Raw genomic sequence first — 20,610 nt, forward strand, 5'->3', positions numbered from 1 at the left:
AATGCCCATGGCCCAGCGGTTCGCCTATCCCCCGATCGACCCATATGACCATGGCTGGCTTGATACGGGTGAGGGGCATCGCGTGTACTGGGAACTGTGCGGCAATCCCGACGGCATTCCGGTCGTGTTCCTGCATGGCGGCCCCGGCGGCGGGTGCTCGGCCTTCCAGCGCCAGATGTTCGACCCCGCGCGCTACCGTATCCTGCTGTTCGACCAGCGTGGCTGCGGGCGTTCCACCCCGCATGCATCGCTTGAGAACAACACCACATGGCATCTCGTGGCCGATATCGAGCGGCTGCGCGAACTGACGGGGGCCGGGTCATGGATGGTCTTTGGCGGTTCATGGGGGTCCACGCTGGCGCTGGCCTATGCGCAGGCGCACCCGCGGCGGGTGACGGCACTGGTCATGCGCGGCATCTTCACCCTGCGGCGGTCGGAACTGCTGTGGTACTATCAGGATGGCGCGTCATGGCTGTTCCCCGACCTGTGGGAGCAGTTCGTGGCCCCCATCCCCCCCGAAGAACGTGCCGACCTGATGGCAGCCTACAGCCGCCGCCTGACCGGGCATGACGCGGATGAGCAGATGAAGGCGGCCATCGCCTGGAGCATGTGGGAAGGGCGCACCATAACCCTGCGTACGGTCGAGGGCACGCTCACGCGCCATGCCGACCCGCGTTACGCGCTGGCGTTCTCGCGCATCGAGAACCACTACTTCGTCAATGCCGGCTGGCTGGCGGAAGGCCAACTGATCCGTGACGTGGCGCGCATCCGGCATGTTCCCGCCGTGATCGTGCAGGGGCGCTATGATGTGGCCACCCCGGTGCGGACCGCATGGGACCTGCACCGTGCCTGGCCGGAGGCGGATTTCCAGCTTGTGGAGGACGCGGGCCATGCCATGACCGAACCCGGCATCCAGTCCGCCCTGCTGGCGGCGACGGATGCCATGGCCCGGCGTCTTGCCTGATGGCAGGTGCCCCCGCCCGGTTTTCCTGCCGCCTGCTGGCCCTGCTGGCGGGCGGCATGCTGTGCATGGCCAGTGCCATGGCGCAGGAGGCGCCGCGTCTGTGCAGCCACGAACGTGTGGCCCAGGTGCCGCTGCGCGATGACGGGGGGTACCTGTCCATCGTGGTCAGTATTGCGGGCCACAGCCTGAGCGCGCTGGTGGATACGGGTTCCGATGGCGGCCTGCTTACACCGGAAATGGTGGGTTACCTGCGCCTGAGGCTGGACCCCGAGCACGAGACGGTCGTGCACGGAACCGGCGGTGTCGCGCAGGCCACCCCCAATGCCATCGTGCCCGACCTGCGGGTGGGCGGCGTGGATTTTGGCGCGCGCTCCGTGCCGGTGGGCGAACTGCCGGGCCAGCCGATGATCCACCCGCCGGTCGCGGGGCTGCTGGGGGGGGATATCCTGTCGCGCTTCGACCTGGACATGGATGTGGCGGGCGGCACGCTGGCGCTTTGGGACATCCGGCACGCGTCAGTCGCCTGCGCGCGGCTGCCGGCATGGGACGGGCCGTATGAAACGCTGCCGCTGCGCAGGCAGGACAACCGCTTCCTGCTGGAAGTCCAGCTTGCGGGCCGGCCGGTCACGGCCCTGCTGGACAGTGGCGCGCGTTCACGCATCGTCTCGCCCGAAATCGCGCATCGCGCGGGTATCACCCAGTCGGAACTTGCGCGTGACCCCGGCGGGGTCACGGCGGGGGTGGACGGGCATCAGGATATCTATCACTGGCACCGTTTTGCCACCCTGCAGGTCGGCCACGAGCTTGAGCGCAATGTCACGCTGACCGTGGCCCCGCTGCGCGAGCATCTGGAAATGCTGCTCGGCTCGGACTGGTTCGCGGGCCACAGGGTCTGGATCTCCTATGCCACGAACCAGGCCTTCGTCCGCCCCGCGCGCAGGCCGGGCGGCTGACCCGTCCGGCCCGGGGTCATGGGGCCGGATGAAAGGCCGTTCAGCCCTTGAGCTTCGCGTTGCACACGCTGTAGTAGCCGCCGCCTGCCTGAATCCAGCGCAGGCCGCCATTGGCGTTGGTGGCCTTGTTGGCGTTGTACTGGTCAAGGCAGGTGTGCATGCGGGCCTTGCCTGCCGATTCCTTGCTGTATTTCTCGGCAATGGCGCTGGGCATGGTGGCGTTTGTCGCTGTGGCGGGCGCTGCTGCCGCTACGGGTGCGGCAGGCTTGGCCGCCGGGGCGCTCGGGGCCGCGGCAGGGGCTTCGGCCGGCTTGGCGGTGGTGTCGGCGCTGGCGGTGTCACCGCACTGGGCGGTCTTGAATTCCTTGTAGCTCTGGCCATTCAGGCTGCCCGCGGTGCGGGCGGCCACGAATTTCTGGTGGCAGGCCTTGGATGTATCGCGGGCCTGCGCCGCACCGGCGGAAAGGGTCAGCGCCAGAACCGACGCGGCTGCGATCTTGAAGCGGAGGGATGAAGTCATGTTGCGGTATCAATCCTGAAATGACGGAAAAAAAGAAGGCTCAAAGTGCGCTGTCACCCGTCTCGCGCGTGCGGATGCGGATGACGCTGTCCAGCGGGGAGATGAAGATCTTGCCATCGCCGATCTTGCCGGTATGGGCGGCTTCCAGAATCGTTTCCACGGCCTGTTCGACCATTTCGTCGGTTACGGCAACCTCGATCTTGATCTTGGGCAGGAAGCTTACATGATATTCCGCGCCGCGATAGATCTCGGTCTGTCCCTTCTGGCGGCCAAAGCCCTTGACTTCCGATACGGTCAGTCCCTGTATCCCCAGGGGGGTCAGGGCCTCACGCACGTCGTCGAGCTTGAAAGGCTTGATGATGGCTGTGACAAGCTTCATCGCACCGGGTCTCCATTTTGCTGTACCGGCCGGCTGACCGTGTGTGAAGGATAGGGTAACCGCTCCGTCTATACCCTGATCGGATGATGCATGTCATCCGCCTTCGCACCGTCCGGGCAGGCGGCCATGCTTGTGCGCTGCCACCGGGGGGGAGTAAATCCGGTGGGCTTGCCGCCCGCACTGGGTCCAGAACAGGAAACGACATGAACGCGAACACGCCATCCTCCACCGCATCCGGGGCCATATCCGGGGCCATCGGGGTCGATGTCTGCATTGTGGGGGCCGGGCCCGTGGGGGCGACACTGGCCTGCCGCCTGGCGGCGGCGGGGCTGCAGGTTGCCATTATCGACCGTGCGGCCCTGCCCCCCATGGAACATCCGGCCTTTGATGGCCGGGCCTATGCCATTGCCGCAGGCTCGCGCCGCCTGCTGGAGGAAGCGGGCGTGTGGCAGCGCCTGCCCATGGAGTCGTGCGACATACGCGAAATCCGCGTGACCGATGGCAGGCCGGGGCGGCCGCCCTCACGCCTGTTCCTTGAATTCGGCCCCGATGATGCCGACCAGCCCTTTGGCGCCATGATCGAGGCGCGTGCCCTGCGCGTGGCGCTGAATGCCAGCCTGTATGCCACGCCCGGCGTGCATGTATTCGCCCCCGATGAAGGGACCGTGACCCGCAGGCCCGAAGGGGCGGAAATCCGCACCGCCAGCGGGCGTGTGATCCATGCCCGCCTTGTGGTCGCGGCCGAAGGGCGGCGCAGCCCGCTGCGTGAACAGGCGCGCATTGCCGTCACCCGCCTGCCCTATAACCAGTGCGGCATCGTGTGCGCCGTGGCGCATGAACGCCCGCATGGCGGGCGCGCGCTGGAGCATTTCCTGCCCGCCGGCCCCTTTGCCCAGCTGCCCATGGCGGGCACGGCGGAATATCCCAACCTGTCCGCCCTGGTCTGGACCGAGGGCGAGAAGGTGGCCCATCGTCTGGCCGAACTGCCGCATGAAGCCTTTGCCCATGAAATTCGCCGCCGCATGGGCGATGAATGGCTGGGCGCCGTCACCCCCGTGGGGCAGCGCTGGGTGTATCCGCTTTCCGCGCAGTACGCGCAGCGTTATACTGATGTCCGGCTGGCGCTGGTGGGGGATGCGGCGCATGGCATTCACCCCATTGCGGGGCAGGGGCTTAACCTTGGCTTCCGCGATGTCATTGCCATGGCCGATATCCTGATGGACGTGCATGCACGCGGGGGCGATGTGGGCGCGCCCGACGTGCTGCGGGCCTATCAGGCGCGCTGCCGGCCGGCCAACATGCTCATGCTGGCCGCAACCGATGCGCTGGAGCGGCTGTTTGGCAATGACAACCCCGTGCTGCGGCTGGCGCGCGACGTGGGGCTTGCGGCCGTTAACCGCATCACGCCGCTGCGCCGCAGCTTTGCCCGCCACGCCATGGGGCTGTAGGCGCCAGCCACACCGCCCGCACGTATTCAACTGGGCCAAATGGCCGGAACGGATCTGTCATGTCTGAAAAGCAGCCCGCTGCCCTTTCCATGCCGCCTCGCCGGCAGCCCGTCATGCCGCCAACGCTGGGGCATGTGGACCCCCATGCCCTGTGGCAGGAAATCGTCAGTGGCGCGTGTGGCTGCAATGACCCGCTGGTCAAGGGGCTGCTGGCTACCGGCATCCGCAACCATGGCTCGTTCCGTGGCGCGCTGGCGGCCCTGATCGGGCGCAAGCTGGGTGACCGTTCGGTGGCGGATGACGCGCTGGCCGAACTGGTGACGGAAGTATTCGACGCGGACCCCGATATCGTGTCGGCTGCCGCCGCCGATCTTGTGGCCATCCGTGAGCGCGACCCCGCCACGGCGGAATACGTCACGCCATTCCTGTTCTTCAAGGGCTACCACGCCGTGCAGAGCTACCGCGTGGCGCACTGGCTGTGGCATAACGGGCGGGGCTACCTTGCCCTGCACCTGCAGAGCCGGTGTTCCGAACTGTTCGCGGTGGATATCCATCCCGCCGCCCGGCTGGGGCGGCGCATCCTGCTGGACCATGGCACGGGGATCGTGATTGGCGAGACCTCGGTGCTGGAGGATGATGTCTCGCTGCTGCAGGGGGTAACGCTGGGCGGCACCGGCAAGAACGTGGGCGACCGCCACCCCAAGGTGCGCCGTGGCGTGCTGATCGGGGCGGGGGCCAAGATCCTGGGCAATATCGAGATTGGCGAGGGGGCGAAGGTGGGGGCGGGGTCCATCGTGCTGGAATCCGTCTCCCCCTACACCACGGTGGTGGGCAACCCGGCCCGGCCGGTGGGCACGCGGCATTCCGGCCTGCCCGCCTTCACCATGGACCAGATGCTGCCGCCCATTGACTATATTATCTGACGTATGACCGAATTCGTTTTCAGGCCGCATGTCGCGGTTATTGGTGGCGGCCCCGCCGGGCTTGCCTGTGCCGAGATCCTGTCCGCCCGGGGGTGTGCTGTCAGCGTGGTGGAGCAGATGCCCACCATGGGCCGCAAGCTGCTCATGGCCGGGCGTGGCGGGCTGAACCTGACCCATGGCGAGGCGGCCGAACGGTTCGCCACCCGCTACGGCGCGGCACGGCCCATGCTGTCGCGCGCCCTGGCCGCCTTCACCCCGCAGGACATGGTGGCCTGGGCCGAAGGGCTGGGCCAGCCCTGCTTTACCGGCAGCAGCGGGCGGGTGTTCCCGCGCGCCATGAAGGCATCCCCCCTGCTGCGCGCATGGCTGGCGCGGCTGGCGGGGCGGGGCGTGCGCCTGCTGACCCGCCACCGCTGGGAAGGATGGGACGCGGCGGGCAGGCTGCGCGTCACCGGCCCCGGTGGCCCGGCCTGCTGGCGGGTCAACGCCACCGTGCTGGCCATGGGGGGCGCAAGCTGGGCGCGACTGGGGTCGGATGGTGCGTGGCGTGAGCGTCTGCTGGGGCTGGGTGTGGATGTTGCGCCTTTTGCCCCCGCCAATTGTGGCTTCGTGACCGACTGGGGCACGGATTTCACCACCCGGTTCGCGGGCACGCCCCTGCGCGGCATAAGCCTTGCGCTGGAAGGCGGCCCGTCCGTGCGTGGTGAGGCCGTGGTGACACAGGCGGGGATTGAAGGCGGTGCGGTCTATGCCCTGTCGGCTGCGATTCGTGACCGGATTGCCCGTGATGGGCACGCGCTGGTTCATGTTGACCTGCGGCCCGCGCTGGATGTGGCGGATATCGCCACCCGTCTGGCCCGCGTGCGGGCGCGCGAAAGCCTGTCCAATACCCTGCGCAAGGCACTGCGGCTTGCACCGGAAGCCATTGCCCTGCTGCGCGAAGGCGGTGATGGACCGCCGCCACGCGACCCGACAGCCCTGGCCCGGCGGGTCAAGGCCGTGCCGGTCGTGTTGCGTGCGCCGGCTGCGCTGGACCGCGCCATATCGGTTGCGGGCGGGATTGCATGGTCCGCGCTGGACGAACGGCTCATGCTGCGCGCGCGGCCCGGTGTGTTTGCCGCGGGCGAGATGCTGGATTGGGAAGCGCCTACCGGCGGTTATCTGCTGCAGGGCTGCATGGCCACCGGGCGGCTGGCGGGTGAGGGCGCATGGGAATGGTTGCGGGACTCGCTGCGCGGGCGGTATCCGTCAGCGCCATGAGTGTTGCAATCACGATCGGGGACCGGCGCGGGGCCGTGGCGGGCGATGCCCCGGTAACCATGGATCTGGCCGAACTGCTGTCCACCCGCCTGCTGGTGCAGGGCAATTCCGGTTCCGGCAAGTCGCACCTGCTGCGCCGCCTGCTGGAACAGTCGGCCCGCATGGTACAGCAGGCGATCATTGACCCCGAAGGCGATTTTGTAAGCCTGGCAGACCGCTTCGGCCATCTGGTCATTGATGCCGCCGAACATACCGAGGCTGCCCTGCAGGCGGCGGGCGAGCGCATGCGCATGCATCGTGCCTCCGTCGTGCTGAACCTTGAGGGCGTGGATGCGGAGGTGCAGATGCGCCGCGCCGCAGCCTTTCTGGGCGGCATGTTCGAGGTGCCGCGCGATTACTGGTACCCCGTGCTGGTGGTGGTGGATGAAGCCCAGCTTTTCGCGCCTGCGGCGGCGGGCGAGGTCTCGGATGAGGCACGCCGGGCCGCGCTGGGGGCCATGACCAACCTCATGTGCCGTGGCCGCAAGCGCGGGCTTGCGGGTGTGATCGCCACCCAGCGCCTGGCCAAGCTGGCCAAGAATGTGGCCGCCGAAGCGTCCAATTTCCTCATGGGCCGGACCTTTCTCGATATCGACATGATGCGCGCGGCCGACCTGCTGGGCATGGAGCGCAGGCAGGCCGAAAGCTTCCGTGATCTGGAGCGGGGGTATTTCGTGGCCCTTGGGCCCGCCGTATCGCGCAGGCCGCTGGCGGTGAAGATCGGCCCGGTCGAGACCGAAAGCCGCTCGGCGGGTCCCACCCTCATGCCGTTCGAACCGGCGGCGGTGGGGGAGGAAATCCGTGAACTGATCCTGACCCCGGTGCCCGAACGTGAGATGGCCCCCCGCCCGCCACGCAGCTTCAGCCCGCCGCCCGATATCCTGGCCCAGCTTGCCGCCCATGCCGGGACCGCGGCGGTGGAGGCCGGGACGGCGGAAATGGAAGAGGCACCCCCGGTGGATGCGGCTGCCCAGAAACAGCGCTTTCTGGAAATCCTGACCGACATATTGCGCGATGAGGATGCGGGGTTCCGCCCCGTGCATGTGCTCTATCAGGATTTTCTGGTGCGCTGCCGCATAGAGGGCATGGGCCGCGATGCGCTGGACATGCCGCGCTTCCGCCGCCTGCTGGCGGTGGCGCGTGCGGGCGTGGATGCCCGCACGGCGGAAACCGGCCAGTGGCAGCAGGCCGAGCAGATGGCCGCCGTGCTGCCCGATGACGTGCAGGGCATCTTCCTGCTCATCGCGCGTGCCGCACTGCAGGGGCAGCCCTGCCCGTCGGACAGCCTGATCGCGCGCACTTACGGTACCCATTCCCTGGGCCGGGCCCGCCGCCAGCTGACCTATCTGGAGGAGCAGAACATGATCGTGCTCCGCCATGACGGTCTGGGCCGCCGCAGCGCCGCCATTATCGGCCCCGGCTGGGAGACCGCGCCCGCCATGCCCGATGGTGGCAATGGCGGCCAGAGTGTTCCGTGATGAGATGGCCGCATGCCCTGAGTTCCTGAGGTAACTGGCACATTCGTGTGGTGGCAGGTAATTGAGGGGCGAGCCGATGCGTTTCCATGTCGCCTCGACGGATCGTTCTGCCGCTTTTCGCAGCAGGGGCCTGGGTGCGGCAAGGATATGTTCGATCGGATTGGGGCCCGGCGCGGCCGGTGCCGGCCTTCATGGGGCGTGCGGAAGGAACCGCTGATCCGGCAAGCAGCCCTTGTCGGGTGAACCTTCAATCGTCCGGGGCGACCGGGAACCTGCCAGATTGCGTCTGGCCGGATTGTGCCAGGGTCCCGTTCTTCCCCGCATCCTGCATCGTCATCGATGGGACGGCGGCACGTCCGTGTAAAACAGCGTGGCATCATGGACGGACCAGAAGGCCGGGTTCCAGAAAGGCGGATATTGCAGGCAGGGCAGGTGCCTCACGCTGCATCGGGTCGCGGGCATGAAAAAACCTGCCTTCTTGCGAAGGCAGGTTTTTTACTGGTCAGGCTATGGACCTGCGCTTCAGCGCTTCCACCAGCCCGTGCGGCGGCGGGGTGCCGGTGTGGCGTCCGCTTCGGCTGATGCGGCAGGCTGTGCCGTGTCATCCGCGGCCGTTTCCGCTGTTTCATCCGCTTTCTTGCGGCGGCGGGCACGGGTGGCGGCTGCGGGCGTGGCCGTTGCCGTCTTGCGGGTGGTGGCCCGTTTGCGCGGCGCGGGCTTCGGCGCGGCTTCAGCTGCCGTGTCCACCGTTTCGGCTACGGTTTCCGCCACAGGCGCCTCGGCTTCGGGTTCAGCCTTCTTGCGGCGCGTCACACGGCGGCGCTTGGGGGCTTCTTCCGTAGCTTCGGCGTCCGGGGTCGGGGCCGGTGCTTCCGCCACGGTTTCGGCGGGTTCGTCCGCCTTGGCCGTCTTGCGGGTGGTGCGGCGGCGTGTGGTGGCCGTCGTGCCCGTGGCCTTGCTGCTGGCGCGCTTGCGGGCAGGCTTGGCTTCCGTTTTGGCGGCTGGCTCCTCGGCCGGTGCTTCCGCAGCGGGTGCCTCGGCGACCGGGGCCGGGGTTGCTTCCGCCGTTTCAGTGGCCGCCTTGCTACGGCTAGCGGTGCTGCGGCGTGCGGTCGTCGTGCTGGTGGCACGGCGGCGGCGCGGCTTGGGCGCTTCCTCCACGGTTTCGGCCGGTGCCGGTGCGGCTTCCGGTTCTGGTGCCGTTTCGGCCACCGGCGCCGCTGCGGGGGCCGGGGCCACCTCAGCGGGTGCGGCGGTTGCGGCCTTGCTTTCCACGGCACCGGTTTCCGTCACGCTGCTTTCGGACGGGGTGCGGCGGCGTGAACGGCGGCGCGAACGGCGCGGCCTGGGCGCGGCATCTTCCGCCACGACCGCATCGGGGGTTTCCACCACCTCAACCACGACGGGATCGGCTTCCACCACATCTTCCACCACCTGTTCGGCGGGGGCGGTGGTCTGTTCGATCACATCGAAGATGTCGATGATCGCATCCCCATACGGGTCGGCCGGGGTCGGGCCACGATAGGCCTCTGGCGCGGGGGCTGCCGGTACGGGAGCCACGACGTCCGTGTCCGCTGCGGCCTGTGTTGTGTCTTCCGTGCCTTCCTGCGCGGCGGTCTGGCCGGTCTGGGAACCGCCACGGCGGCGGCGACGACGACGGCGGCGGCGGTGGTCGGTCCCCGATGCGATGTCCTCGTCCTCCTCCGTGCCGGTGGCGTGCTCGTCGGGGGTGGCCTCGGCGGCAGGCGGCTCGGCCTGGATCTGGATTTCGCGCACATGGCTGCCCTCGGCCGGGGCATGTTCGATGACCGGGGCCTCGAAGCGGGCCGTCTGCGGGCGCACGCGCTCGATGGTGCAGTCCTGCGGCTGCAGGGCGGCATCGGGGGCAAAGACGACATGCATCTTGTGCCGGGCCTCGATCTCGCCAAGCCAGCTACGCTTGTTGTTGAGGATGTAGAACGCGATTTCCGGCGCGACGGCAACCGAGATCTCGGCGGCCTTGCGCTGCATGCCTTCGTCCTCGATCGCGCGCAGTACGTGCAGCGCCGAGCTTTCGATCCCGCGCACGATGCCGGTGCCCTGGCAGTGCGGGCAGGGCATGAAGGCGGATTCGGCAATGGAGGGGCGCAGGCGCTGGCGCGACATTTCCAGCAGGCCGAAATGCGAGATCTGGCCAACCTGGATGCGCGCGCGGTCGTTGCGCAGCGCGTCCTTGAGCTTGCGCTCGACCATGCCGTTGTGCTTGCGGCTTTCCATGTCGATGAAGTCGATCACGATCAGCCCGGCCAGGTCACGCAGGCGCAGCTGGCGGGCGACTTCCTCGGCCGCTTCCAGGTTGGTGCGCAGAGCCGTTTCCTCGATATTGCGCTCACGCGTGGCGCGGCCCGAGTTCACGTCGATCGCGACCAGCGCCTCGGTCTGGTTGATGACCAGATAGCCACCGGACTTGAGCTGTACGGAAGGCGAGAGCATGGAATCCAGCAGCCCCTCCACCTTGTAGTGCGAGAACAGGGTCTGCTCGTGGTCCTGCCACAGGCGCACCTTCTGCGCGTTCTGCGGCATGAGCATGCGCATGAACTCGCGCGCGGACTTCCAGCCCGGCTCGCCATCGATCAGGATCTCGCTCACCTCGCGCGTGTAGATGTCGCGGATGGCGCGCTTGATCAGGCTCGCTTCCTCATAGATCAGGGCGGGGGCGACGGATTCCAGCGTGTGCTGGCGGATGTCGTCCCACAGGCGCAGCAGGTATTCGCAGTCGCGCATGATCTCGGCGCGCGGGCGCTGGGCGCCGGCGGTGCGCACGATCATGGCCATGCCGCGCGGGATCTGCAGTTCGGTAATGATGTCGCGCAGGCGGCGGCGGTCGGCCACCGACGTGATCTTGCGCGAAACACCGCCCCCACGCAGCGAGTTGGGCATGAGCACGCAGTAGCGACCCGCCAGCGAGACATAGGTGGTCAGCGCGGCCCCCTTGTTGCCGCGCTCTTCCTTGACCACCTGCACCAGCAGGATCTGGCGGCGGCGGATGACTTCCTGGATCTTGTAGTTGCGCAGGAAGCGCGCGATGCGGCGCTGGGCCTGGGCCTCGTCGCCGGTGTCGTTCTCGCCGCCCACGGTCTCGGGCTCGTCGTCTTCGGCGGCCTCCTCGCCTTCCTCGGCCGTGGCGGCGGCGGGGGCGTCCTCTTCCTCGTCGTCACGCGCGCGGCGTTCTTCCTCGGCGCGGCGTTCCTCTTCCTGAAGCGCCAGCAGTTTTTCGCGGTCGGCTACGGGGATCTGGTAATAGTCGGGGTGGATTTCACTGAAGGCCAGGAAGCCGTGGCGGTTCCCGCCGTAATCCACGAACGCGGCCTGGAGGCTTGGCTCCACGCGGATGACCTTGGCAAGGTAGATGTTGCCCTTGAGCTGCTTCTTGGAAGCGGCCTCGACATCGTAATCCTCAAGGTGGTGACCATCCATCACGACCACGCGGGTTTCTTCCGCGTGGGTCGTGTCGATCAGCATGCGTTTGCTCATAAATAGGCGCACTCCGGTGTGTCACGTTCCGGCATCCGGGCTGCGCGCACCATGTGGCGGCAGGAGGGAGCGGGAGGAACGGACGGAAATATTAAAAATAACGCGACCGGACCCGGACGGGACACCACCGCGCGGCGCGCGGGCGGACAGGCCATGCATGGCGACCGGATGCAGCCTGCAGCGGCCGCCCACGGTCAGGCATGGTGTCATCGCATGTGCGGAAGAGGGTCCGCGTGGTGTCCAATCCATCCTCGGTCATGGCTGGGGAGGTGCCGGCCGGCCTGATTGCCGGGGCGGGGCCTCCGTATCGACGGGTATGCCATCCGGTTTCCTGTCGATGGGGAACACCGGCGCGGCAGCTTCAGGTCGTGCGCCGCATGTGCTCCCACGCCGTGGCGTGGCCGGAAAAAAGGGCCGGTCAGCGTATGCCGCGCATGCATGATGCATGCCGGATGGAGAAAATCATGCCCTGCGGGCATCCCGCCAGTCTGGCCTGCCTTCGTGGCAGCCGGATCTGGCATGGTCCATCACGGCTGGGCAGCATGACGCAATGTAGCCCTTCCTGCAAGGCCCGCGTGTGTTTATCCCGCTGACGCGCCGCCCATATGGTGGTAATGGGAACGGGTATGCCCCCAACTGTTATGACCGGAAGCAACACGCATGCCCCCATCCCGGCCTGATGGAAACGACGTGGTCCCCGCTGGCCGCGGGCCTGGCCGCCGCACCGTGCTGGGCGGCCTTGGCCTGCTGGTGCCCGTAACCGGCATGGCCCGCACGCCCGCGCACCCGGCTGCCCATGCGGCGGTGGCCCACCACGCCACGGCCCACGCGGCGCATCCCGTGCTGCACGCGCCCGCCATCGTGGGGCGCGCGGCACAGCCCAGGCCACTGATCATGCTGGACCCGGGGCACGGGGGCAAGGACCCCGGCGCCATTGGCGTGTCCGGCACGTATGAAAAACATGTGGCTGAAGCCGCCGCCAGCGAACTGCAGCGCCAGCTTGAGGCCAGTGGCCGCTACCGCGTGGCCATGACCCGCGCCGATGACCGCTTCATCCCGCTGGAGGGGCGGGTGGACATCGCCCACAGCCACAAGGCCGCGCTGTTCATTTCCATGCATGCCGATGCGCTGGTGGACCGGGGGGTGCGGGGCGCCAGTGTTTACACGCTCGCGGCAAAGGCGTCGGACCGGCAGACCGCCATGCTGGCCCGTACCGAAAACAGCGCCGACCGCTTTGGCGGCCCGCAGGTGCATGCGGATTCGCCGGAAGTGCAGGAAATCCTGGCCAGCCTCGTTACCGAGGAGACACGCCATGGTGCCGCCCACATGGCCAGCAGCATCGTTTCCTCCTTCCGCCCGCGCATCGGGCTTCTGCCGCATCCCGCGCGCCATGCCTCCTTCGTGGTGCTTAAATCGGCCGATATCCCCTCCGTGCTGGTGGAGATGGGGTTCATGTCCAACCACATGGATGAAGCCGCCCTGCGCCAGGCCGCCCACCGCATGGTGGTGGCGGGTGCCATGGTGCAGGCGATCGACCGCTATTTCGCCACCGACAGCATGGTGACCCATGCCACCGGCTGAAGGGGCGGCCCGGGTGTTTTAGCGGTTGCAATCAGGGCGGCTACCTGTATTGTGCGCGGCATGGTAACGACAGCGCACATCGTGGGGATTGGATCGGGCGCATGCGCGCATCCGTCCGCGCGCGCATGTGCCGGTGCGGGGCTTCTTCGTCTTCGACTTACCCGCCCCTGAGCGATCAGGGCCGGCTGCGTGCCGGCGCGCCCAGGGGATTGATCGGACCGGCCCTGCCGGTTCGCGAACACGAATGACGGGCGCACGCCTTCGTGCCGCCTCCCACACAGGACCCAAGTCCCGAGGTTACTACCATGAGCATCGACCACCCTTCCTTTGGCCGGATTGACCCCAACCGCGTCATCATCTTTGACACCACGCTGCGTGATGGCGAGCAGTCCCCCGGTTTTTCCATGAACCTGGCGGAAAAGCTGCGCATGGCCGAAGCACTGGAAGAACTGGGCGTGGACGTGATGGAAGCGGGCTTTCCCGTGGCGTCGAAAGGGGATTTCGACAGCGTCCACCAGATCGCGCAGAAGGTCAGGAACACCGTCGTGTGCGCACTGGCGCGCAGCGGCGGCAGGAATGACATCACCAGCGCGGGCGAGGCGATCAGGCCCGCGAAGCGCGGGCGCATCCACAACTTCATCTCCACCTCGCCGCTGCACATGAAATACAAGCTGCGCATGGAGCCGGAGACGGTTCTGGAACTGATCGAGGCGGGCAACCGCGCCTCGCGCCAGTTCACCGATGACGTGGAATGGTCGGCCGAGGACGGCTCGCGCACCGACCCCGATTTCCTGTGCCGCTGTGTCGAGACCGCCATCCGCGCGGGGGCCACCACCATCAACATCCCCGATACGGTCGGCTATTCCACGCCCGAGGACATGGCCCGCATCTTCACCGACCTGCGCACCCGCGTGCCGGGGGCGGACCGGGTGATCTTCTCCACCCACAACCACAATGACCTGGGCCTGGCCGTGGCCAACACGGTGGCGGCGCTGAATGCGGGCGCGCGGCAGGTGGAATGCACCATCAACGGCATTGGCGAGCGCGCGGGCAATGCGGCGCTGGAGGAAATCATCATGGTGCTGCGCACGCGCCATGACGTGCTGCCCTATACCACCGGCATCCATACCGAACGCCTGCTGCGTACCTCGCGCATGCTGTCCACCATCACCGGCTTCGATGTGCAGCCCAACAAGGCCATTGTCGGCCGCAATGCCTTTGCGCATGAAAGCGGCATCCATCAGGACGGGATCCTGAAAAACGCCGCGACCTACGAGATCATGACGCCCGAAAGCGTGGGCTGGAACCGTACCTCACTGGTACTGGGCAAGCATTCGGGGCGCGCGGCCTTCCGCGACAAGCTGAAGGCGATGGGGTACGAAAACCTCGAAGAAGCCCAGTTCAACGAAGCCTTCAGCCGCTTCAAGGATCTGGCCGACCGCAAGAAGGTCATCTACGACGAGGATCTGGTGGCGCTGGTGGATGACGAAGTGCGCGACCATGCGCGCATCCGCTTCGTGGCGCTGGATGTGACCGCGGGTTCCCGCCGCCCCGCTACCGCCGACCTGGTGCTGGATGTCGATGGCGCGCGCAGGGAAGGCCACGCCGAAGGGCAGGGGCCGGTCGATGCCGCGTTCAACGCCATCCGCGCCATTGTTGCGCATGACGCGACCCTGCAGCTGTATTCCGTGGGGGCCGTGACCGAAGGCAGCGACGCGCAGGCCCGTACCTCGGTCCGGCTGGAGGAAGATGGCAAGCTGGTGGACGGGCAGGGTGCTGATGCGGATACGCTGGTCTCTGCCGTGCGGGCCTACGTGCATGCGCTGAACAAGCTGCTGGTCAAGCGCGATCGTGCCGAACCCGCCGCGCTGGACGCCTGACGGCCAGAAAGCGGAAGCGGTTTAGGGTGAGGCTTTCGCGGCACGTCTGAAAGAACGCCGCCTTTTCGGGAAAGGGGCGGCCCCGCAGGCCCTGTCTGGCTGCCTGCCGGTATCTTGTGCCACACCCCACGGTCAGTTTTCTGTCCGTGGGGTGTGGTGCATTCAGGCGGGGGCGGTTTTCAGTAGCCGCCATACCCTTCGGGATAGGCGCCTTCCTGCTGCGGGTATTCGCCCTGTCCGTAGCTACTCTGGCCATAGCCATAGGGCTGCTGGGAATAATAGCCACTGTCCTGCCCATAATAGCCGCCCTGCCGGGGATAGCTGGGCTGGGCATAGCCCTGCTGCTGCGGATAGGCCGCGCGGCCGCCACCTGCCGCCTGCTGGCAGCTCTGTGGCGGGTAGCCCTGCGGCAGCACGCGGCCATCGGGACAGATGGTGGAAGCACCTTCCCCCCTCGGGCGGCGGGAGGGTGTCGTGGCCGCGCCGATGGCCGCACCGCCAGCCGCACCGGCCAGCGCGCCGATGGCTGCTCCCTGGCCACCGCCAGCCAGCCCGCCGATCAGGGCACCGCCACCCGCGCCCAGCAGTCCGCCGCCAATGGCGCGCTGGCCGGGATCACGGGTGTTCTCGCACGCACCCAGCCCAAGGCACAGCCCGGCGGCCAGCAGGACGGCGGGGCGGATGGGCATGCGGGGGAATGATGTTTTCATACAGGTTTTTTCCGCTCTTGCGCCGTGAATGCCCGGTGGGCATCACGGGCGGGTGAATGAAGGTAAGATGGTATGCCAGATCCGGTTTGGCCATGGCCAAAGAGGGGCAATTTGTAACAATCATCCCTGCCGTGGAGATTTTAATGAATTAAAATCATCTGGCCTCTTGCCCCTGCCTGCCTGCGCCGGTAATCCCTCGGGCTTACCCAGACGGTTCCCGACAGTACGCAGGCATGTCATGAGGGCATGCGGTGCCGGTCGGGATGTAGGACGGTCCGGTCTGGTGTTACTGTCGGGAGTTCTGGATGTTTGCTCGTGTACTGGGTCTGCTTTCCGCTGACATGGCGATCGACCTCGGCACGGCGAATACGCTGGTTTACGTCAAGGGACGGGGTATCGTCCTGAATGAACCTTCGGTCGTCGCGCTGGCAGAGGTACGGGGCAAGAAGCAGGTGCTCGCGGTGGGTGAGGAAGCCAAGCAGATGGTTGGCCGCACGCCGGGCAACATTACGGCCATCCGTCCGCTGCGCGATGGCGTGATTGCCGATTTTGAGGTTGCGGAGGAAATGATCAAGCATTTCATCCGCAAGGTGCATAATCGCCGCATGTTTGCAAGCCCCCTCATTATCGTGTGTGTGCCCTCCGGCTCCACCGCGGTCGAGCGGCGCGCCATTCAGGAAAGTGCCGAGAGTGCCGGCGCGCGCAAGGTCTTCCTGATCGAGGAACCCATGGCCGCGGCCATAGGTGCCGGCCTGCCGGTAACCGAGCCTTCGGGCAGCATGATCGTCGATATCGGCGGGGGCACGACGGAAGTTGCGGTCATCTCGCTGGGTGGCATTGTCTATGCCCGCTCGGTGCGGGTGGGCGGTGACAAGATGGACGAGGCGATCATCTCCTACATCCGCCGCAACCATAACCTGCTGATCGGTGAAAGCTCGGCCGAGCAGATCAAGATCCACCTTGGCTCCGCCATGCCGCCTGATGACCCCGAGGACCCGGGGCCATGGCGTGAGGTCAAGGGGCGTGACCTGATCAACGGCGTCCCGCGTGAGGTCGTGGTCTCGCAGGCGCAGATTGCCGAAAGCCTGGCCGAGCCGGTCAGCCAGATTCTGGATGCGGTGACCACCGCCCTGGAAAACACGCCGCCGGAACTGGCGGCCGACATCGTGGACAAGGGCATTGTCCTGACCGGCGGCGGCGCCCTGCTGTACCGGCTGGATGAGGTACTGCGGCGCGCGACGGGCCTGCCGGTTACGGTGGGGGAGGATGCGCTGTCCTGTGTGGCGATGGGCACGGGGCGGGCGCTTGAGGAAATGAAGCGCCTGCGCAATGTACTGACAAGTATGTACTGACGGACGGGACAGATACGCTGCCTGCTGCGTGTGGAGGGCAGCGTGCCGAAGGGGAGACGCAGGACGATGCAGGTCCGGCGACCAGGCAGTATTGGACAACCCGGCAGGCGTGACGCCAGCGTCACGACTGGAGCGGCGGACTGATGCCTGTTTCCATCCAGTTCCGTCAGGCGCTGGGCAAGCTGGTCCTGCCCGCGCTGATCCTTGTGGCCTGTGGCGTCATCCTGCTGGGCAAGGCGGATCGCGCGCTGGTTGAACGCCTGCGCATGCAGACGGCCGACCTGCTGGCCCCCGCCTACAGTCTGGTGGCGTGGCCGCAGGCCAAGCTGCGCTGGCTGTCGGGCAACCTGCAGGATATCCGCAACCTTGAAGCCGAGAACATCCGCCTGCGTGCCGAAAACGAGTCGCTGCGCCACTGGTATGACGTGGCGGCGGCGCTGGCGGATGAAAACGGCACGCTGAAAGCCAACCTGCACTGGATTCCCGATAACGCGCCCACCTTCGTCAGTGGCCGCGTGGTGCGCGATACAAGCGGGCTGTACGCGCGCGCGGTGCTGCTGGCGATCAATGCCGATACATCGGTGCGCAAGGGGGGCATAGCACTTGATGGCGCGGGACTGGTCGGGCGTGTGACCGAGGTGGGCAAGCGCTCGGCGCGTGTGCTGCTGATTACCGACTCGTCCAGCCGCCTGCCCGTGACGCTGGAATCCAGCCATGCCGCCGCCATCATGGCGGGCGACAATTCACCCCTGCCGCGTATCATCTTCTATCCGCAGGACAATGTGCCGATCGAGGGGGAGCGCGTCGTGACCAATGGCGAGATCGAGAGCCTGCCCGCCGGCCTGCCGGTGGGGCATGTGCACTATGTGCGCCCCGGCCAGCCCGTGGTGGTGCCCGCCGCGGCGCTGGACCATGTCGATATCCTGCGCATATTCGATTATGCCGACAGCGTGGCCCCGCCCGACGCGCCGGGCCGTGTGCCCCTGCCGCCCCCCGTGGGGGGCACGCTGTCCCTGCCGGCGCAGTTCCAGCCGCATGCGGACCAGGGGCTGCATGGATGAAGAATTTCACCCCGCCCCCCATCCGTCCCGGCATCCACCCCCGTACCGGGCTGGGTTACCGCATCGACCACGGGGTGCGCAGCGCGGCGCCATGCCTGTTCGTGTTCTTTGCAACCCTTGTGCTGTCCGCGCCGCTCAACCTGCCGGGGCAGGTTGAACTCATGCCCGCGCTGGTCATGGGCACGGTGTTCCTGTGGTCGGTTTTCGTGCCCGCGCTCATGCCCTCCATCGCGGTGTTCGTGCTGGGGCTGTGGGCGGATGTGCTCAGTTTCGGGCCGGCCGGTGTCATGCTGCTCATGATGCTGATCGTGCATGGCGTGGCCCTGTCGGGACGTTATACGCTGGCACGGGTTAATTTTTTTGTACTCTGGCTTGTGTTTGGCGTGGTGATGGTGGGGGTTACGGCGCTACAATGGGTGCTGTGTTCCGCACTGGCCTTGCATATTGTGGAGTTTCTGCCTTTTGTTTTCGAGACAGTCCTGTCCTTTGGCAGTTTTCCTGTCCTGTATGCAGGGTTTGTCTGGACCTACCGTTTTGTCGTCAATAACACGGACCGATCCTGAAGCGGGTGTTGTCGTGCGTCCGTGCCGGATGAGTGCATGAAGTTGCGTAAGAAGAAATCCGGCGCCCGACTCATGTCCCGCCCCGAGGAAGGCAAGAATCCCTCCCGTGGTGTCTTTACCCGTCGTGCCCTGCTGCTTATGGCGGCCCAGGGGGCGGTACTGGGTGCATTGGGTGAACGTCTGTACGGGCTTCAGGTTCTCAACGGCAGTCATTATGCGAAGCTTGCGGAAAACAACCGGCTGAGCAAACGCTTCTTCGCGCCGCCACGCGGGCGGATTACCGACCGTTTCGGCATTTCGGTCGCGGCCAATCGCGTGAACTGGCGTGCCCTGCTGCTGGCCGAGGAAACCAGCGACATTCCCGGCACGCTGGAGCGTTTTGCCCAGCTTGTGCCGCTGGAGCCGCGCGATACCACGCGCATCGAACATGAACTGCGCCACAAGCGGCGGTTCATTCCCATCATGCTGCGTGATTTCCTGTCATGGGATGACATGGCGCGGCTGGAACTCAACATGCCGTCCCTGCCGGGCGTGCTGATTGATGTGGGCACCACGCGGGTCTACCCCTTTGGCCCGCTGCTGGCGCATGTGGTGGGCTATGTTGCCCCGCCTGCGGAAAAGGACGTGGTGCATAATGCCGAACTGGCCCTGCCGGGCATGCGCGTTGGCCGCTCGGGCATCGAGCAGACACAGGATGCGAGCCTGCGCGGGCAGGTCGGTTCGGTGGAGATGGAGGTCAATGCCGTGGGCCGCGTCATGGCCGAGCTGGACCGTGACGAGGGGCTGGCGGGTGACGAGATCGCACTGACCATCGACAGCGGCCTGCAGCAGCAGGTGCTGGGCCGCATTGCCGACCAGTCGGCCAGCGCCGTGGTGATGGACTGCCGCAATGGCGAGGTGCTGGCCATGGTCAGCAATCCCTCCTTCGATCCCTCGCTGTTCGACAGCGGTGTCAGTCAGGCGCAGTGGATCGAATGGACCAACAACAGCCAGACACCGCTGATCAACAAGGCGGTATCGGGGCTGTATCCGCCCGGTTCCACCTTCAAGCCCGCCGTGGCCATGGCGGCGCTGCGCGCGGGCACGCTTTCGCCCAGCGACCGGATCAGCTGCCCGGGCTATATCGACGTGGGCGGCACGCGCTTCCACTGCTGGTCGCGCTACGGGCATGGTTCGATCAACCTGCGCCAGGGGCTGAAATATTCGTGCGACGTGTTCTTCTACGAAGTCGCGCGCCGTACGGGCATGGATGTGATCGCCGCCACATCCGAACTGTTCGGTCTGGGTGCGAAACTGCCCGAGATCGAACTGCCGCATGTGCGTCAGGGCCTTATTCCCACCCCCACATGGCGGCGCGCGCATGGTCACCACTGGAATGGGGGCGACACCATTGTCAGCGGCATCGGGCAGGGATTCGTGCAGGTGACGCCGCTGCAGCTGGCCACCTATGCCTCGCGCATTGCAACGGGGCGCAACGTGCAGCCGCACCTGATCCGCTCGGTGGCCGGGCGCCTTGCGGGGCTGACCGACCTGGGCCACGCGACGGGCATGGACATGCCCGAGAATTTCTTTGAAGACATCCGCGCGGGCATGTACGCCGTGGTGAACGAGGAAGGGGGCACCGCGCCCAAGGCCCGGCTGGATATTCCGGGCGTGCAGATGGCGGGCAAGACCGGCTCGGCGCAGGTGCGCCGTGTCTCGCGCGCGATGCGTGAGAGCGGGCACTTCAATTCCGCCAACCTGCCGTGGGAATATCGCCCCCATGCGCTGTTCATATGCTACGCGCCGTATGACGCGCCGCGTTACGCCACGGCGGTGGTGATCGAGCACGGCAATGCGGGTGCGGATGTGGCCGCCCCCCTTGCGCGTGACATCATGACCGATACCCTGCGTCGTGACCCGGTCAACCACCGTGAACCGCCGGGGCAGGAAGTGGCGCAGGCCGAGGTGGACTGAACACCCCCGTGGCCCGCGCCCTGCCATGCC

16 protein-coding genes are annotated in these 20,610 nt (G+C 66.8%); 12 read left to right on the forward strand and 4 right to left on the reverse strand.

Features of this window, described 5'->3' with window-relative positions:
• Window positions 1–7 precede the first annotated feature (7 nt).
• A complete protein-coding gene (pip, locus tag CFR78_RS05910; RefSeq protein ID WP_007398954.1) occupies window positions 8–964 on the forward strand; it encodes a prolyl aminopeptidase in 957 nt (318 codons plus the stop codon).
• A gap of 56 nt (window positions 965–1,020) precedes the next feature.
• Window positions 1,021–1,917, forward strand: coding sequence for a retroviral-like aspartic protease family protein (locus CFR78_RS05915; RefSeq protein WP_050800728.1), 897 nt, complete (start codon window positions 1,021–1,023; stop codon window positions 1,915–1,917).
• 40 nt (window positions 1,918–1,957) lie between these two features.
• Here CFR78_RS05915 and CFR78_RS05920 read toward each other — a convergent pair whose 3' ends face one another.
• On the reverse strand, window positions 1,958–2,437 hold the full coding sequence (locus CFR78_RS05920) for a hypothetical protein (RefSeq protein WP_034928908.1): 480 nt from the start codon (window positions 2,435–2,437) through the stop codon (window positions 1,958–1,960).
• Window positions 2,438–2,477: 40 nt separating this feature from the next.
• Window positions 2,478–2,816 carry a P-II family nitrogen regulator gene (locus CFR78_RS05925; RefSeq protein ID WP_007398958.1) on the reverse strand — a complete coding sequence of 113 codons (339 nt, stop codon included), beginning with the start codon at window positions 2,814–2,816 and terminating at the stop codon, window positions 2,478–2,480.
• Window positions 2,817–3,019: 203 nt separating this feature from the next.
• Here CFR78_RS05925 and CFR78_RS05930 point away from each other — a divergent pair, with 203 nt between their 5' ends.
• The 4 genes from CFR78_RS05930 (at window position 3,020) to CFR78_RS05945 (ending at window position 7,964) form a co-directional block, all read left to right on the forward strand.
• Entirely contained in the window at window positions 3,020–4,264 is a 1,245-nt protein-coding gene (locus CFR78_RS05930; RefSeq protein WP_034928913.1) for a UbiH/UbiF/VisC/COQ6 family ubiquinone biosynthesis hydroxylase, read from the forward strand.
• Between the two features lie 113 nt (window positions 4,265–4,377).
• Entirely contained in the window at window positions 4,378–5,187 is an 810-nt protein-coding gene (gene cysE / locus CFR78_RS05935; RefSeq protein ID WP_007398962.1) for a serine O-acetyltransferase, read from the forward strand.
• 3 nt (window positions 5,188–5,190) lie between these two features.
• The gene (locus CFR78_RS05940; protein ID WP_034928921.1) at window positions 5,191–6,447 is read left to right on the forward strand and encodes a BaiN/RdsA family NAD(P)/FAD-dependent oxidoreductase; all 1,257 of its coding nucleotides are present in this window, start codon (window positions 5,191–5,193) and stop codon (window positions 6,445–6,447) included.
• Entirely contained in the window at window positions 6,444–7,964 is a 1,521-nt protein-coding gene (locus CFR78_RS05945; protein WP_034929297.1) for an ATP-binding protein, read from the forward strand. Before CFR78_RS05940 ends, CFR78_RS05945 begins: the two co-directional genes overlap by 4 nt.
• A gap of 522 nt (window positions 7,965–8,486) precedes the next feature.
• Here the strand turns inward: CFR78_RS05945 and CFR78_RS05950 are convergent.
• Window positions 8,487–11,477 (reverse strand): Rne/Rng family ribonuclease, encoded by a 2,991-nt coding sequence (locus CFR78_RS05950; RefSeq protein ID WP_034928924.1) that lies wholly within the window; start codon window positions 11,475–11,477, stop codon window positions 8,487–8,489.
• 660 nt (window positions 11,478–12,137) lie between these two features.
• On the opposite strand from CFR78_RS05950, the gene CFR78_RS05965 reads away from it, so the two are divergent.
• A complete protein-coding gene (locus CFR78_RS05965; RefSeq protein WP_034928927.1) occupies window positions 12,138–13,058 on the forward strand; it encodes an N-acetylmuramoyl-L-alanine amidase family protein in 921 nt (306 codons plus the stop codon).
• Between the two features lie 305 nt (window positions 13,059–13,363).
• Window positions 13,364–14,938: a 2-isopropylmalate synthase gene (locus tag CFR78_RS05970; protein ID WP_007398972.1), complete on the forward strand. Its 1,575-nt coding sequence runs from the start codon at window positions 13,364–13,366 to the stop codon at window positions 14,936–14,938.
• 179 nt (window positions 14,939–15,117) lie between these two features.
• On the opposite strand, the gene CFR78_RS05975 is transcribed toward CFR78_RS05970, so the two are convergent.
• On the reverse strand, window positions 15,118–15,648 hold the full coding sequence (locus CFR78_RS05975) for a hypothetical protein (protein ID WP_084149624.1): 531 nt from the start codon (window positions 15,646–15,648) through the stop codon (window positions 15,118–15,120).
• Between the two features lie 305 nt (window positions 15,649–15,953).
• Here CFR78_RS05975 and CFR78_RS05980 point away from each other — a divergent pair, with 305 nt between their 5' ends.
• The 4 genes from CFR78_RS05980 (at window position 15,954) to mrdA (ending at window position 20,580) form a co-directional block, all read left to right on the forward strand.
• Complete coding sequence (locus tag CFR78_RS05980) at window positions 15,954–17,000, forward strand: rod shape-determining protein (RefSeq protein WP_007398974.1); 1,047 nt, start codon at window positions 15,954–15,956, stop codon at window positions 16,998–17,000.
• 143 nt (window positions 17,001–17,143) lie between these two features.
• Window positions 17,144–18,061, forward strand: coding sequence for a rod shape-determining protein MreC (gene mreC / locus CFR78_RS05985; protein ID WP_007398975.1), 918 nt, complete (start codon window positions 17,144–17,146; stop codon window positions 18,059–18,061).
• A complete protein-coding gene (locus tag CFR78_RS05990) occupies window positions 18,058–18,624 on the forward strand; it encodes a rod shape-determining protein MreD (RefSeq protein ID WP_007398976.1) in 567 nt (188 codons plus the stop codon). Before mreC ends, CFR78_RS05990 begins: the two co-directional genes overlap by 4 nt.
• A gap of 36 nt (window positions 18,625–18,660) precedes the next feature.
• A complete protein-coding gene (mrdA, locus tag CFR78_RS05995) occupies window positions 18,661–20,580 on the forward strand; it encodes a penicillin-binding protein 2 (RefSeq protein ID WP_034928933.1) in 1,920 nt (639 codons plus the stop codon).
• Window positions 20,581–20,610: the final 30 nt, after the last annotated feature.

Source organism: Komagataeibacter rhaeticus, from assembly GCF_003207855.1.
GTDB classification, from domain to species: domain Bacteria; phylum Pseudomonadota; class Alphaproteobacteria; order Acetobacterales; family Acetobacteraceae; genus Komagataeibacter; species Komagataeibacter rhaeticus.